Origin of the sequence: Paenibacillus harenae, assembly GCF_030812415.1 — a bacterium.
In the GTDB taxonomy this organism is placed as follows: domain Bacteria; phylum Bacillota; class Bacilli; order Paenibacillales; family Paenibacillaceae; genus Pristimantibacillus; species Pristimantibacillus harenae_A.
Genome location: NZ_JAUSST010000001.1, coordinates 626,355 through 641,029, shown reverse-complemented (window position 1 = coordinate 641,029; position 14,675 = coordinate 626,355). Strand labels below are relative to the sequence as shown.

21 protein-coding genes are annotated in these 14,675 nt (G+C 52.1%); 15 read left to right on the top strand and 6 right to left on the bottom strand.

The window, feature by feature from the left end; genetic code table 11:
- Nucleotides 1-16 precede the first annotated feature (16 nt).
- From J2T14_RS03130 to J2T14_RS03115, 4 genes are read right to left on the bottom strand one after another with little or no spacing between them, the layout of a single operon-like run.
- Nucleotides 17-1,336 (bottom strand): glutathionylspermidine synthase family protein, encoded by a 1,320-nt coding sequence (locus J2T14_RS03130; protein ID WP_307467580.1) that lies wholly within the window; start codon nucleotides 1,334-1,336, stop codon nucleotides 17-19.
- Nucleotides 1,337-1,340: 4 nt separating this feature from the next.
- Nucleotides 1,341-1,646 (bottom strand): hypothetical protein, encoded by a 306-nt coding sequence (locus J2T14_RS03125; protein WP_307467578.1) that lies wholly within the window; start codon nucleotides 1,644-1,646, stop codon nucleotides 1,341-1,343.
- Nucleotides 1,647-2,129 carry a hypothetical protein gene (locus J2T14_RS03120; RefSeq protein WP_307467574.1) on the bottom strand — a complete coding sequence of 161 codons (483 nt, stop codon included), beginning with the start codon at nucleotides 2,127-2,129 and terminating at the stop codon, nucleotides 1,647-1,649.
- 3 nt (nucleotides 2,130-2,132) lie between these two features.
- Nucleotides 2,133-3,155, bottom strand: a complete 1,023-nt coding sequence (locus tag J2T14_RS03115) for a potassium channel family protein (protein ID WP_307202077.1) — start codon at nucleotides 3,153-3,155, stop codon at nucleotides 2,133-2,135.
- Nucleotides 3,156-3,310: 155 nt separating this feature from the next.
- Between J2T14_RS03115 and J2T14_RS03110 the strand changes: the two genes are divergently transcribed.
- From J2T14_RS03110 to J2T14_RS03100, 3 genes are all read left to right on the top strand, one after another.
- Nucleotides 3,311-3,703 carry a phage holin family protein gene (locus J2T14_RS03110; RefSeq protein WP_307467570.1) on the top strand — a complete coding sequence of 131 codons (393 nt, stop codon included), beginning with the start codon at nucleotides 3,311-3,313 and terminating at the stop codon, nucleotides 3,701-3,703.
- Between the two features lie 127 nt (nucleotides 3,704-3,830).
- Nucleotides 3,831-4,232 (top strand): hypothetical protein, encoded by a 402-nt coding sequence (locus J2T14_RS03105; protein WP_307202074.1) that lies wholly within the window; start codon nucleotides 3,831-3,833, stop codon nucleotides 4,230-4,232.
- Nucleotides 4,233-4,367: 135 nt separating this feature from the next.
- On the top strand, nucleotides 4,368-4,757 hold the full coding sequence (locus J2T14_RS03100; RefSeq protein ID WP_307202072.1) for a cytochrome C oxidase subunit II: 390 nt from the start codon (nucleotides 4,368-4,370) through the stop codon (nucleotides 4,755-4,757).
- A 60-nt stretch (nucleotides 4,758-4,817) separates the two neighbouring features.
- On the opposite strand, the gene J2T14_RS03095 is transcribed toward J2T14_RS03100, so the two are convergent.
- Entirely contained in the window at nucleotides 4,818-5,081 is a 264-nt protein-coding gene (locus tag J2T14_RS03095) for a hypothetical protein (RefSeq protein ID WP_307202070.1), read from the bottom strand.
- 138 nt (nucleotides 5,082-5,219) lie between these two features.
- Between J2T14_RS03095 and J2T14_RS03090 the strand changes: the two genes are divergently transcribed.
- From J2T14_RS03090 to J2T14_RS03035, 12 genes are all read left to right on the top strand, one after another.
- Entirely contained in the window at nucleotides 5,220-5,507 is a 288-nt protein-coding gene (locus tag J2T14_RS03090) for a Dabb family protein (RefSeq protein WP_307202068.1), read from the top strand.
- Nucleotides 5,508-5,525: 18 nt separating this feature from the next.
- Nucleotides 5,526-5,651, top strand: a complete 126-nt coding sequence (locus J2T14_RS03085; protein ID WP_307202067.1) for a hypothetical protein — start codon at nucleotides 5,526-5,528, stop codon at nucleotides 5,649-5,651.
- 16 nt (nucleotides 5,652-5,667) lie between these two features.
- Nucleotides 5,668-6,087: a DUF86 domain-containing protein gene (locus J2T14_RS03080; RefSeq protein ID WP_307467567.1), complete on the top strand. Its 420-nt coding sequence runs from the start codon at nucleotides 5,668-5,670 to the stop codon at nucleotides 6,085-6,087.
- Between the two features lie 96 nt (nucleotides 6,088-6,183).
- Nucleotides 6,184-6,849, top strand: coding sequence for a helix-turn-helix transcriptional regulator (locus J2T14_RS03075; protein WP_307467564.1), 666 nt, complete (start codon nucleotides 6,184-6,186; stop codon nucleotides 6,847-6,849).
- A 163-nt stretch (nucleotides 6,850-7,012) separates the two neighbouring features.
- Nucleotides 7,013-7,549, top strand: coding sequence for a DUF948 domain-containing protein (locus J2T14_RS03070; protein ID WP_307202061.1), 537 nt, complete (start codon nucleotides 7,013-7,015; stop codon nucleotides 7,547-7,549).
- Nucleotides 7,550-7,551: 2 nt separating this feature from the next.
- A complete protein-coding gene (locus J2T14_RS03065) occupies nucleotides 7,552-7,959 on the top strand; it encodes a YtxH domain-containing protein (protein WP_307202059.1) in 408 nt (135 codons plus the stop codon).
- Nucleotides 7,960-8,135: 176 nt separating this feature from the next.
- Nucleotides 8,136-8,975, top strand: coding sequence for a glutamate racemase (gene racE, locus J2T14_RS03060; RefSeq protein ID WP_373458106.1), 840 nt, complete (start codon nucleotides 8,136-8,138; stop codon nucleotides 8,973-8,975).
- A gap of 168 nt (nucleotides 8,976-9,143) precedes the next feature.
- Nucleotides 9,144-10,046 (top strand): M14 family metallopeptidase, encoded by a 903-nt coding sequence (locus J2T14_RS03055; RefSeq protein ID WP_307467562.1) that lies wholly within the window; start codon nucleotides 9,144-9,146, stop codon nucleotides 10,044-10,046.
- A 59-nt stretch (nucleotides 10,047-10,105) separates the two neighbouring features.
- Nucleotides 10,106-10,339, top strand: a complete 234-nt coding sequence (locus J2T14_RS03050; protein WP_307202055.1) for a hypothetical protein — start codon at nucleotides 10,106-10,108, stop codon at nucleotides 10,337-10,339.
- A 44-nt stretch (nucleotides 10,340-10,383) separates the two neighbouring features.
- The gene (locus J2T14_RS03045) at nucleotides 10,384-10,686 is read left to right on the top strand and encodes an iron-sulfur cluster assembly accessory protein (protein WP_307202054.1); all 303 of its coding nucleotides are present in this window, start codon (nucleotides 10,384-10,386) and stop codon (nucleotides 10,684-10,686) included.
- Nucleotides 10,687-10,725: 39 nt separating this feature from the next.
- Nucleotides 10,726-10,953, top strand: a complete 228-nt coding sequence (locus tag J2T14_RS03040) for a DUF1450 domain-containing protein (protein ID WP_307202052.1) — start codon at nucleotides 10,726-10,728, stop codon at nucleotides 10,951-10,953.
- 171 nt (nucleotides 10,954-11,124) lie between these two features.
- Nucleotides 11,125-12,558, top strand: coding sequence for a PDZ domain-containing protein (locus tag J2T14_RS03035; protein ID WP_307467559.1), 1,434 nt, complete (start codon nucleotides 11,125-11,127; stop codon nucleotides 12,556-12,558).
- 50 nt (nucleotides 12,559-12,608) lie between these two features.
- On the opposite strand, the gene J2T14_RS03030 is transcribed toward J2T14_RS03035, so the two are convergent.
- Nucleotides 12,609-14,666 carry an LTA synthase family protein gene (locus J2T14_RS03030; RefSeq protein ID WP_307467556.1) on the bottom strand — a complete coding sequence of 686 codons (2,058 nt, stop codon included), beginning with the start codon at nucleotides 14,664-14,666 and terminating at the stop codon, nucleotides 12,609-12,611.
- Nucleotides 14,667-14,675 lie beyond the last annotated feature (9 nt).

The window sequence follows — 14,675 nt, the reverse complement described above, 5'->3', positions numbered from 1 at the left end:
CAATCCCAATACCGCCCTACTCGTCCTGCTGTACGACGGCGGCGCAGAAGTAGGCCATGTCGCCGGTAATGATGCCGCCGATCCGCGGCAATAGACCCGCGAAGCGTCCGCCTATGACGTAGGCTCCGGTGAGCAGGTAGCCGTCGTATAATCCGGCTTCCGTATGGACGGCGGTCTTCTCCATCGGAACGCGCTGCTGGTATACCTTCGGTTGACGGCTATAATATTGCTTTGTCTCCTCGGCTTCCTCTGCGTCCTCCTGATTGCCCCACTCATCCACTTCCAGCATGCCGTCTACGCCGTAAAGCGCCGTCCCCTTGCCTTCGCGTCCCCAGTAGCCTTTAGCGACGAATGGCACTTGCTGCTGAAGGAAGACCGTTTTCTCGAAATAAGTAGGAAGCAGGTAGGCGCGAATAGCATCCAGCTCTTCGCTCTCGAACAACGGATGTCCAAGTACATCGATCGAAAGTTCGTTTCTCTCATACAAAGCCCAGATGAGCGCCATAAACCCTTTGCTCTGCGTAATTGCGCTCTGCGGCGGATTGATTAGTCCGAGCTTGCCTTCCGCAACGAGTTCGATCAACGCTTCGCCGATCGGCAAGCCGCTGTCCGCATCGGTATCATGGATCAAATATTCGAGCGGATACAGCCGGTACAAGATATCGATGCGTTTGCCGCTGCCGTACAGGCCGTCGCCAGGAATGATCTCAAGCTGATCGAGCGGGACATAAACCGCTTCATAACCGAGCTCGCGTATGACTTCGAGCACATATTCGGTATTGCATTTGTCCTCGACATGCCAATCGTAACTGCTGCAAGCGATCATGCCGTCCAGGCCCGCTTCGCGGTAATGGCCGATTAATTTGCCGAAAGCGGCCAGCATTGCCGTGCGCAGACCGGCGGTTGCGGAGCGATAAGGGGTATAGCGTCCGGAAACCATATTGCCCAGATAAGCGGCTTCGGGCACGCCGGTCGGCGTATCCGTGTTATTCTCGATACATTTCATGCCTTCAGCGCCTATGATCCAGTCTTGTCTGGAGAGGCCGTGTGCTGGAGTCTCTATTCGGGCCGTATCTACCAAGGAAGGATGGATGCCGAGCTGCTTCGTCAGGAAGTCGTCCGGCAAGCAGCGCTGGGCGAACCGAAGCGCCTTCCAATAGATGCGGTCGACAAGCATAGATGCGGCTTGCAGTTCGTCGAATTCATCGCGCGCATACAAGGTAACGGAGGGCAGGCAGTATTGCTTCCCGTACATCATATGATAAGGTATACGATCAGCCAGCTCGCCTTGGAACAGCTCTGCCGCGGTGAGACTTAGCGGAATGACTCGATGCATAGAGCTAACCTCCGCTGCCGAAGCCGGAGCTGCCGAAGCCTTTGGAGGAGCTGGAACTGGACTTGATGCTGGACGATTTTTTCACTTTTTTGCCGCTGCTTATAATGTGGGAGCCGTCGTCGTCGCAATAATTGTTATTGTCGTAATCCTCGCAATCGTTGTTGCTTGCCGTATTGCATCCGCTTAACGCGATTGGAACGGTAAGCATTAAGGCAAAGGCAAGCGCTTTCTGGCTATTCGACCGCCATTTCGCCGGACGCGTCGCGTCACTGCCCTGCGAATGCAACTTCATTTCGAGCTCGTCTTCCATTTAAATAGCGACTCCTTTCAAAAATACGACGATTTTGCTGCGGTCCATATCGTAAATGGTGTACACGGTCTCGTAGGTGCTCTGCTCGGAGACGATATAATGATCGAGCAGCAGCTCGGCGAAATCGAGCGGACCTGCCGGCGGCCTTATCCCGAGAACGCATGGATTGAACCGATATCCGTTCCATAGCAGAAATTCGGCTTCTAAGTAGGGAGATACGCTGCAATTCTCATAGAGAGCGGTGCGTATCGCCGTTCCGTACATGGAATCGTCGAATTCGCTGTAGGGCTTCATATAAATAAGATGACGTTGCCGGTCCTCGGATTCGTTAGCCGTATGCTCGTACAGGCTGTTGCGAACGGCAGTAGCGTTGACGAGTTTGCGGACGAACAGCTCGCCTTGCGATACGGTTGCTTCGGCAATCGAACGCAGGACGCGCTGCTCGTACTCGGACCACTCCACATAAGATAGAGGGCTGGACATAAATTAGTACCGCCTTTCGGATCGGATCTTGTGGATCGTATCTTCATTGGAAATGACGAACAAGCGGGCTTCGGCAGGAATCTTCATATCCAGCTTGCGGTTGATGCTCATATCCGTTCTGTCGGCAATTAACGTCGCCCCTTGGCGCAGAAGCGCAGCGAATGCGTCGCCGTACGTTAGCCAGGCAGGATCGGGCGTAATGTCGAAAACATCCTCGCCGAACTGTTTGCTGAGCAATTGCGTGAACAGATCGACGCTGCCTTCCTTCAGAGCGGAACGGACGGCCAGCCTCGAAACGGCATCATGCGATAATATAAAATCATTTACTTGTACGTGACGGAAGTTGAGAATATGCTTCTCGATCACGATTTCGACCGTCGTATGAACGGCCGGCGCGGCCTGCTCGATGCTGGAGACGATCAGCAGGGACTTGCCGTCCACCAGCGATGCGTCATCGATGCGCGGATCCGCGAAAATAATAGCGGACCGTGCGGCATGGATATTGGCCATTGCCAGCACTTCGATCGAGGTCGGGTCGCCGCTGACGAACTGCACGTTCGGCCGATCGTAAGGATGCTTATCGCCGTCGTCGATAATTACGATATGTATGCCAGGCTCGGAGCTAAGCAGCTCTTCGACGGCCAGCTGCGCTTTTTTACTCCAATTAATAACGAGAATATGATTGCTCTCCTGCACCTTCAATTTGCCGCTCTCCCTTCTTTTGTGAAAACTGGCGATCGAATCGATGATTTTGCCGATTAGCAAGCTCAGCAGTCCGATGCCGAACACGTATAGAAACATCGCAAGCACTTTGCCCGGTACCGTCTTCGGAAAATAATCGCCATATCCGACGGTCGCGACCGTCGTCATTACCCACCATATCGCGTTGAACAACGTACCGAACGTCTCCGGCTCGATCAAATAAGCGAGTGCGGAGCTGATCGCCACGAGCGCGAGCGTAAGCGCGGCAATCAAATAATGGTTTAAACGTACGAGCTTGAAGGCGAGTTTCATTATGAGCTGCATGTTATGCCCCGCTTTCCTATTTCCTTCTCAATTAAACGCCAAATAACGGCACCCGCTTCATAGATATTAAGGGATCGGCCTGCTATTGTCACGGACAACCTTCAAGCTCGAAGCATATTATATAGCAAATCTATTTGCATGAGGGGTGACAAAATATGCCGTTAGTCTTACTATGCTCGATTTGCGGAATACTGGGTTCGATCCTTACCTTTGCTTTTGGCTCATGGATTGAATCGCTTACTTTATTAGTAGTTGCCATGGGGATTGATTATGTTACCGGCGTAGCGGCATCGATTAAAGAAGGAAGAGGGCTGAACAGCGCCTTCGGCGCTTGGGGGCTTGCCCGCAAAGGATTAATGCTGCTCGTTATATTGCTTGCGCACCGCATCGATATCTTAATGGAACTGAACAATGTGACGATGGGCGCGGCGATCTACTTTTATATAGCAAACGAGCTTATATCCATTACGGAAAACTATGGGCGGATCGGACTGCCGATGCCGGACCGGCTGCGCGAAATGATCGAGGTGCTTAAACGGAAAAAATGAGCGCGTATGCGTGGAAGGTATATGGAGCAGGAAGTTTTTTCTCTATTGCATGAACAAGCTGTCATTGGATATAATAAGAACAGGTGTTCTTATGGGGGCGGTGTCGGATGTGCAAGGAGGAAAGGCCATGGCCGTAAGCAAGGAAGAGGGACGCACCGGGGTGAATGCGGCTTCGCATCCTCCCGTGCAAACCGATGAGGAGCTTGAGCTGGTGAAGCGATACGAGCTGCTCGGCATCGTAATGCGTATCTTGGACCATGACATACGGGTGATCGGGACGGCCTCGATCAAGCTTCCAAGGTTATATGAATCGATGCTGCGCGGGGTACAGGATCGAGTGCTTCTCGATCTGTCGGCCATTAGGCGGCAATTCCGCGAAATCGGCATTAAAGTGTATGAAGAGAAGCAAGAGGCCGACGGCTTAAGCGCGCAATACATGTGCCGAGGGTATCACCACCGCTTCTTCATGCTGTGGGGCTTCGTTAAGGCCGAGTCCGAAAGAGTACTTAAACAGTATTTGTCACGTTAATTTGCGAATTGTTCATGGTTTTGTCAAAAAAACAAAAAAACTTTTCCTCTTTGCTCAGTTTAAGGTTGAGAACTTCGGACGATGTTATGTAATATAAGAGGTAGACATTATGATCGCAAAGGGGAGCACGTAGCAATGCACAAATGGATTATGTTCGTACTTTTTACAGCGGCGTCGTTGCTGGGCGTTTATATGCTCACATTCGGATTGCCCGCTAAGCCGGTTGACGAGGCTGCCGGATTGCCGGAGGGCGTTTCTCTGATGAAGGTCGTTGCATCGAACGACTTTACTTTCGACCAAGATACGTACACGGTGAAGGTCGGCGACAAAGTGAAGCTGAAGCTTGAGAATAAGAGCGGCATTCACGGCGTTCATATCGATGAGCTGCAAGTAGAGCTCGACAATGATCATCCGGAAACGGACCTTGAATTTACCGAGCCGGGCGAATATAGAATTTATTGCTCCATTCCTTGCGGACAAGGCCATACAACGATGGAAGCGAAGTTGATTGTAGAGGCTGCTTAAGCAAGCGCGGCGATAAGGGAAGATGGAGAAGGAGCCGAAAGGCTCCTTTTTCAAACTTTATTAACGAGCGCTGCGACGGCGGCTGCTCTCGCGGCTGGATAAGATGATTTTGTCGGCAATAAAGCCGAGCAGCGCCCATGTAAGCACCGTCAAGACGTACATAAGCAAGACGCTTACTTCATGAATGTCAACGAACAAATCGACGATCCATGCCGGTGGGCTGAACATAAAGAAAACCATGTTATGCGGGTCGTAGCCCGTGTAATTGAACAGGCAGATCGCAAGCCCGATCAGGGTTGCCGCTATTGTAACGGGATAGCGCATTGCGTATCAAGCTCCTTCGCCGTAATGTTGCAGAGATTGCCCTTGAACGGATGCATAGGGTATGATGTGTCTTGGGTTATTATGCGACAATTGAATCGATGTCATGCGAATAGGGTCAAACCAAAGGAGGAACAACGGATGCTTACACACATCGTTTTCTTTAAATTGAAGGATGGAAGCGCAGAGAACGTAGCTAACACCGCACAAGTGCTGAGAGATATGGAAGGCAAGATCGAGGTGCTTAAATCGATCGAGGTCGGAATTGACGTGCTTCATTCGGAACGATCGTATCATATCGCTTTAATTACGAAATTCGACTCAATGGAAGCGCTTGAACAATATCAGGTGCATCCCGTTCACAAAAAAGTAATCGAGCATATGCTGCAAGTTCGCGAAGCTTCCGTCAGCGTTGATTTCGAGAGCTGAAAGGCGGGTTAACGCTTAATGGAAGAACAGATCAGCATGCGCGATGTATATGAAATCATGACTTATTTGCTCGTTATCGTATTGAGCAGCGTTATTATGGTGGCATGGCTTAAACGGAAAGCGAAGAAAAAAAAGCAAGGCTGAAGGCGGGCGACGACAATTGTATTATGTAAATCGCGAGCAAATTGCAGTTAGGCTGCAAGCCGTGAATGAGATTGCAGAAGCGCTGCATGACGTTGCTTCGAATTGGCAAGGGACGTTGCTGCAAGGACTGGCCCAGGAACGCGCGCTGCATCTGGCCATTGAAACGGTAACCGACGTAGGAAGCTATCTGATTGACGGCTTCATTATGCGCGATGCAAGCAGCTATGAGGATATCATCGAGATTACGGGCGAGGAAGGCGTTTTTCCGGCGAACATGCTGGGGACGTTAATCGAGTTGGTTAAGCTTCGGCGGCCGCTCGTTCAGGAATATTTCGTATGGCCGCGCAGCGAGCTGCATCCGTTGTCGGTCCGAATAGCGGATCTGCTGCCGGAATACAAGGCAGCCGTGGAGCAATATTTGGAACGTGAGCTATAGCGCGTGAAAACGTTGGCCGTTTGCATTTGTTTACACTTGCAAAACGGCCAAATTACGTTACAATGACGCTAATAGATCTGCGAGGGTGGTGAAGGTTTGAAGCGCAACGATACGAGTCGCGCAGCAAGGCGGACAGCTGAGAAAAGCGGAGACGGCTCGACGCGCGAGCGTCTATTGCTGCTGCTTCGGACAAAGGGACGAATGAGCGCGGGCGAGCTGTCAGAGGAGCTTGGGCTGACGGAAATGGCGATACGCCGCCATATGTACGCGTTGGAGACGGAAGGCAGCGTCAATATCGTCTCGATCCGACAAGCAATGGGCCGACCGCTGCATGTCTACGAGCTGACGAAGCAAGCCGACGAGCTCTTCCCGAAGAACTATCACCTGCTTACACTCGATCTGCTCGACGAGCTGGCCGACAGCCCGGATACCGCAGCGCTCATTGATCGGATGTTCGACGGCAGGAAGCAGAAGCTTCTTGAACGGTATGAGCCGAGAATGGCGGGGAAGAGCTTGGAGCTTAGAGTAAGCGAGCTGACGGCGATTCAGAGCGCCGGGGGCTATATGGCCGAGATGAGGAGTCTTGATAACGGAGCTTATATGCTGTACGAATACAACTGCCCCATTGCAAAGGTGGCAGGCAAGTACCAGCAAGCTTGCAGCTGCGAGCTTGCGTTGTTTCAAGCGCTGCTTGACGCTCCGGTCGAGAGAACGGAATGTTTGGCGAAGGGCGGAGGCAAGTGCAGTTATAAGATAGGCTGATAGGTCGGCTGATCATGCGGGGGACGCCCTCCGGAATCTTGAGTAGATTCCGGAGGGCGTCCCTTTTTTGCATGCGCCAGTGTCAATACAAGCCCATGCTGCTTATACTGTCATTACGCAAGTGGGCATTCGTCTAGATTGCGCGGAAGGAGGAGAGAGGAGCATGATTATGGCATGGAGTGCAGCGATAGCGGCTGGCGCATTCGTTATTCTGGTGGCGGGCTTGCTCGTCGGCATGCGAATATTGCTTGGCAGGCTTGCAAAGGTGCAGCAATCTGCTGAAGCGATGCAACGCGACGTGAGCCGTCTAACCGCTGAGCTTAGCGGTCTTTTGCCTCCGACGGAGGAGGCGATTCGGACGGCGCAGCGGCAGCTAAGCGCAGTGAATCGGTTTTTCGAGGCGGCTGGCGAGGTCGGCGGTGCGATCAAGCATACGACCTCGGCCGTAGAGAGCGTAACGGCGGTCTTGGCGGAATCAGCGGCAAGGCACGCGGAACGGACAGAAACGAAGCGTCAAGCAGGCGAAGTGTTCGAATGGGCGGAGCTGGGCATAGCCGCTTGGCAGCTATGGCAATCGAGACGGAGCTCGGCCGTTTCGAGCGAGAACGATGGCGTTCGGCATGATGCACATGTTACCGCTTCTTCCTCCGAATCGACAGGCAGAGGCGAAGGGCACGCTAAGAACGAAAGGAGCGAATGATGATGTCAACTCGTAAACAGAATAAAGGATTTTTGCTGGGTGCTTTAGCCGGAGGTGTTATCGGTTCCGTCACAGCTCTGTTACTGGCGCCAAAAGCAGGCAAGGAGCTTCGTCAAGATATTTCGACGGGAGCGCAGAAGGTAGGCCAAACGACGGTGAAGGTTGCCGGTCAAGTTGGCGATACAACGGGACGCATCGCAAGACAAATCGGTGATCAAGCGGTTCAAATTGCCGACCGTACGAAGCTCGCGGCGGGCAACTTCGTAAGCACGGTCAAAGGCAAGAACTTGATCGAAGCAGAAGAAGCGGCAGCCGTGGTGAATGCCGAGATCGGCGAACATCAAGTTGCAACCGCAATCGAAACGGTAGAAGCCGGCGAATCGGAAGCTGCAGTAACGAAAGAGCTGTAATGCTGCAAGAAAGGCGCTGGTACATGGTTTCGAATAACCATGTACCAGCGCCTTCTCATTTATACATAGGATAAAGCGCCGGTTTGTTTGTTGAAGGTCGTCTTATTATAGGATAAGATGTAGGTACGTTTTTTTACCCGTCTTCATATGCTATTGTGTCATTCTATATGACGATCATGTTCAAGGAAAGCGGTGTGTTCGTGCATCAACAGCAACCTATTGCGATACTTGATTCAGGCGTAGGCGGTCTTACCGTTGCCAAAGAAGTGATGCGCCAACTGCCGCGAGAAAAAATCGTTTATTTCGGAGATACGGCAAGGACGCCTTACGGTCCTCGTTCCTCGGAGGAAATTATTCAGTTTACGAGAGAAATTGTTGATTACTTAATTCAATTCAGTCCCAAAATGATTGTCATAGCATGCAACACCGCAACGGCAGCGGCGCTTGGCGTTATTCGCTCAAGAGTCGCAGTGCCGGTAGTCGGCGTTATCAATCCCGGCGCACGAGCTGCAATTGGCCGCTCTACAACCGGATGTATCGGCGTTATTGGCACGGAAGGAACGATTAAGAGCCGTGCTTACGACAGCGCGTTAAGGGAACTATCGCCTCATGTGGAAGTGATAAGCGAAACGTGTCCGCTATTCGTGCCGCTCGTGGAGAAAGGCAATTTCCGTTCGCCGGAAACGTACGAGGCGGTACGTAAGTCAATCGGACATTTGCGAAAGCATCCCATCGATTGTCTCATCTTAGGCTGCACGCATTATCCGTTTCTGACCGATACGATTGCGGAAGTCATGGGTCAGAACGTGGCGCTTATCAACTCCGCCGACGAAACGGCTCGGGAGGTAAGCGTTATTCTGCAGAACAAAAGAAGCCTTACACGCAGAGACGAAATTCCGGTACATCAGTTCTTCTGCAGCGGAGATCCGATTTTGTTCAAGTCCATTGCGCAGCAATGGCTTGGCGAGCAGATCGAACTGACGCCTGTCATCTGGCAGGTACCTAATATTGTCTGATCTTTGCCTAGTGACGTGAGGCCGCAAAGAAGCCGAAGATCCGATCTGCTTGCAGGTCGGGGCTCGGCTTCTTCGCTTTGCCAGGGTATAGCCTAACATAGGGCAAGCTTCAGCGGCATAGCATGGTAGGAATGATGAGGGCGGAGGCCCGCTGGAGGCGATATTGCGATGAACGCGAAGGACACATACCGTTATCATGATATGCTTGAGGGCTGCAGACAGCTTGCCAGCCATTATTCGTTCGTTACCGTCTACGAAATCGGGCGCAGCGTGCTCGGTAGACCGCTAGTCGCGCTGCGCTGCGGACGCGGCCCAAGAAAGATTCATATGAACGCTTCATTCCACGCCAATGAATGGATTACATCCGCGTTGTTAATGCGTTTCATTGGCGACTTGTCTGCATCGTACGCAAGCGGCGAGCCGCTGCGGGGGCAGGAGGTGGCGGAGTTGTGCGGAGAGGTGACGCTGTGGGCCGTACCGATGGTCAACCCGGACGGCGTCGAGCTTGCGCAATGCGGGGTGAACAGGACGAATCCTTGGTACGAGCAACTGATCGCGTGGAACGGCGGCTCAACTAGCTTCAGCGACTGGAAGGCGAATGCGAGAGGCGTTGATTTGAACGATCAGTTCCCGGCGCATTGGGATGAAGAGCGCAAGCGTCGCGGCATCGACGGGCCAGGTCCGCGCGACTATCCCGGCCCGCAGCCGCTGAGCGAGCCCGAAGCCCTCGCTATGGCTCGGCTTACCGAATCGATCGGTTTCGATGCCGTTATGGCGCTTCATACGCAAGGGCGGGAAATTTATTGGAACTACCGCGACTATGAGCCGGTTGAAGCGGAGATGCTTGCACGGCGGTTAGGCCAAGCAAGCGGCTATAAGCCGGTAAAGCTGTCGGGCAGCGATGCCGGTTATAAGGATTGGTTTATTCAGTACTTCCGCAAGCCTGGCTTTACAGTGGAGGCCGGGTATGGCGAGAATCCGCTGCCGTTCCAAAACTTCGATAACATTTACGTGGAATTGCAGCCGCTTCTGGTGGAAACGCTGCGAATCGGCAGGCATCGCCCATCGTAGGTGATGTCTGCTTCGTTATGGTATACTGGACGTAAATGCCTTAAAGGCGGGGATGTCCTATGCGTAAATTGTTGTCGCTTCGTCATTGGAAACAAACGTTTGGCCTCATCTTCAAGCTGTTGAGGTCACGGGAAGTCGAAGTTAAGGACAAGCTCATTTTCGGCGTGCCGGTATTTCTTTATTGGATTTTGCCGGATGTGCTTCCTATGATGCCGATCGACGACATTGCCGTTACGATGTTTGTTGCAGAATGGTTTGCCCGCAGAATGCAGACGAAGTATAATATGAAATAGTAAAACCTGCCCATGGGCATAAAGATAAGAGGAGCTGGATGACGATGAATTGCAAAATTTCCAAAAACGCGGCGAAGATGTTGAAGGTAGAGCTGGACAAGCCGGAAAACGAAGGCAAAAAGCTTCGCGTTTACGTAACGCACGCGCATGGCGACCATGCGCATTACGGCATGGGGATCGATGAGCCTACCGAGAAAGACGTCGTCGTATCGACAGATAAAGATATCGATGTTATTTTAGAAGATGGCAACGAGTTTCTAGACGGTGTTCGAATTGATTACTTTTATGTGCCGGAGGAAGGCTTTGCCATTACGAATCCAACTAAAGGCAACCACGGCGATCACTAAGCTTCGCAGACTGCCGGAGCAAGATAGGAAGATGTTGAAATGGCTAACGATATACGAGTATGCGATAAATGCAAGCATATGAAGATGAAGACGTCGGTTGCCAAGCTGCAGAAGCTGGCGCCAAACGACGAGATCGGCGTAGTAAGCTGCAAGTCTTACTGCGGTCCTTGCGCGCGTTATGCGTTCGTCTTCATCAACGGACGATACGTGAAGGGCACTTCCGAGGATGATGCGATCGAGAAAGCCAGTAAGTACATTAAGAAGTAAGAAGGCGTGCTGGCATAGCTTGATTGAACTTGAACTTCATACGATACGTACACATCAGGACCCAACGGCGAAGTTTTCCGTTGGGTTCTCGCTCGTTGCGGACATCTTGGCATAAAGAATAGCGAACAATTTATTGGCGAAGAGGACTGCTGAATGAGGATGAGGATAAGGTTGGGAAAGCACCGGAACTACTATGTAATCGGACTTGTCGTTTCATTAGTTTATTTGGCCGCTGCCGAGCTTATATGGCTGCCGGCGCCGCTTAAGACATCCGCGGGCATGGAATGGATCGAGATGATCGATTGGCTGCTCATGCTGCTCGCGCTGCCTCCGCTGCTCTGGGCGGCAGGTGCGGCATTAGGCATTGTAGCCCTTCGAAAAGCTTACGCAGGGCAATCCAATCGAAGTCGACGTAACAAGCTCGCTTATGTTCTGCTGTACATACTTAAGCAGGCCGTCATTGCAGTCAGTTTGTGTGTCGCTGGAATTGCGTTATTCGATTCGGAGAAGCTGATGCTGATACTCCTGTTCATTGGTATATCGGCACTGCTTGTTGTCCTGGATATGCTGCTTAGCGAAATGTTTGATTGGGACCTTATCGGAAAGCCGCGATTTCCGAAGCGCACCGTGCTCTTATGGATGGGTATTGCGATCGTATTGGCACTGCTTGTTTCTCCGACAGGCTATAATGTCACTTACCCGGGAATGACGCTTGATATGAATCGTTACGCGCATGTCGAGAATGGGACTGCAGGAGGGACGATAAACGGCGTGCTCGTATTCGAAAGGCCGGCTGTGCCGATGGACTGGGTATACGGCAAGCTGTTCCCGCAATATCGCTTCGAGCCGATCCCCGAGGATGAGCCGCCGCTAACCGAGTCCTATTCGCAAGTTGTCATGATGAAGACGGATGCCAACAGCGTCGCGGCCGCCATTGCGATGGAGAAGGCAGGGATCGGCAAAGGCGTCACGGCCGATGGGGTACGCATCGTCGCTATCGTAAGCGGAAGCCCGGTAGAGGGATTGCTCCAGGCCGGCGACGTTATTCATCGCTTAAACGACCGGGCGGTACAATCACTCGATGATATGACCGGTTATATGGGAGATGCGATTAAGCCCGGCGATACGGTGACGCTATCGATTGACAGAGAAGGAGAGACGCTTCGAATCGACGCGCCTACCCGTGCTGCCGACGATGACAATAATCGTACTGTATTCGGCATCTCCGTGCAGACGAATGTAAAGCTCGATATTCCTCGTTCGATTGATTATAAACGGTACTTGGCGCATATCGGAGGACCTTCCCATGGCGCCATGCTGACGCTGGCGATCATCGATCAGTTGACGCCCGGGGGCGTGACTGGGGGCTTGCAAGTTGCCGGAACAGGAACGATCGAGCCTGACGGCAGCGTCGGGCTTGTCGGCGGCATTCCGCAGAAGGCATATGCCGTCAGCCGAACCGATGCCGATGTGTTCTTCGTTCCGGCAGCTTCCGCAGAAGACGCCCGAGCAGCTGCGCCTGCGCTTAATATTGTGCCTGTCCGTACGATTGACGAAGTGCTTGGCTGGTTAGCCGAGCACGGCTCCAGATTGCAAGGTTCGTGAACAAACAAACAAACAACCCGCTCTCGTTTGGGGAGGGCGGGTTGTTTGTATTATTGCGCGCCTGCCGAAGCTTGCGCGCTAGAATCATCCTTGGTGCCGGCTTGCGCTACCGTAGCGTCTTGCTTCTTGTAATCGGCGAGGAGATCGTTCGCTATGATCTGATCGGACATCGCCAGCTCCGTGCTCGCTTCTTCTACGCCAGGCAAACAGCCATTAATGTCGGTGAGCGCATTATCGGCAATATTCCAGCACTTTCCGTTCTCGGCAATGCCGTCGGCGGATGGCATGAAGAAGACGGTTCCGTCTGTCCAATAACCATTGCGCAGGACGACCTTGTGACCGGAAACCGGCTGACCGGTAATGAGCGGCATGCCGATCATATATTTGTCGGCGGTAGAGATGCCGAGCAAATGCATAACGGTTGGCGTGACGTCAATCTGTCCGCCGACATTCGGATATTCTCCGGCATGCTCGCCGCGCGGCAAATGAACGATTAACGGAACTTGCTTCATAATCATCGTCTGCTCGACTTCGGAAAGCGATTTGCCAAGGAAGGTCTCGAACAGCTTCATGTCCTTGATGGAATTGTCATGATCGCCGTACATGAGAAGGATCGTATTGTCCCAAAGGCCTTCCTCTTTCATTCGCTCGACCAATTCCCCGATTGCCGCATCGACGTAATGGGTTGCCTGCAGGTAATCGCCCATAATCGTTCCGTCAAGCTCGCCGACATTCAGCTTATGCTGATCGGCAGGCATGGTGTAGGGGTGATGGCTGGACAGCGTAATCAAGAACGAATAGAACGGCTGGTTTTGCTCCGAGATCACATCGAGCGACTGCTGGAAGAACGATTTGTCGCCCAGCGACCAGCCTACCTTTTCGTTCAACGTAAAATGCTTTTTGCTGTAAAATTTATCGTATTGCATATTATGGTACATCGTATTCCGATTCCAGAAACCGCCCTCATACGCATGGAACACATTCGCTACGTAGCCTTCTTGCTTAAGCGTCTCCGGCATGCAGTCGAATTCATGATTCGCGTATTGGATGAAGACCGAGCCGTTGCCGACAGGCTGCATCGAGCAATTCGCAGCGAAGTCGGCATCTGACGTACGCCCCTGCGCGGTCTGGTGATAGAATTGGCTGAAATAGGCGCTTTCCTTAATAAGCTTATTCATATTCGGCGTGACTTCCTCGCCGCCGATCGATTGGCCGATCATAAAGTTTTGGATCGCTTCCAACTGAATCATAAGGACGTTGCTTCCCTTATAAGCGCCGAATAGCGCATCTTTCTCCAACTGATTGCGGGCATCGCCCCGCTCATCGATCCATGTTTTCGATTCGGATGCTTGTTCGGCTGTAACGTTCGAAGTATCAAACCAGTTCTGCTTCGCGTAACGATAGATGTCGAAGCCGTGGAAGCCAAGCTCTCCCGTTACGTTGTAAATGGATACATTCCACCAGGCACCGACGAAAATACCTTGCGCCCACGTCCGTTTCGCCTCTTCAATATTCGTGAAAACAAGGTTGGAGCCAAGCATAAATACGAATACGCTTATGATGATGCGGGCAACCGCCTTGCGCCATAGCGGATCGGAAGTTCTGCCGGCTTGTTCATTCGCTCTGCGAAGATCGCCGTGGCCTCTCCAGATGACATAGACAAGAAAAGGCACGATGACTGCCCAGTCGATAAAGAAGACAATGTCTTTCCAAGCCAGCAGCGTATTAATGCTCTCGCCGAGCGAATCGACTTGGCCCATCTGCATAAGCACCGGTACGGTGACTAAATCTTGGAAGTAACGATAGTAAATAAGATCGGCATACATAACAAACGAGAGAATCATATTTATAATAATAAGAGCAATAATCCGGCCGCGCGGAGGCAGCCAGATGGTCCAGAAGATCGTGAGCAATACCGCTCCCAGTTCAATGAACGCATCCTCGCCGTTCATTCTCATTTTGGACATGCCGATAAAATCGGAAAATACATACAGCTTGGCCATCAAGACGACGGTAAACAGCAGCATGTCTACCGTCTTGAGACGAGTCAGCCTTACGAGCACGCTGCCCATGACTCGCCGTACAATATTATAATTATTGGCATACATAATAAGATT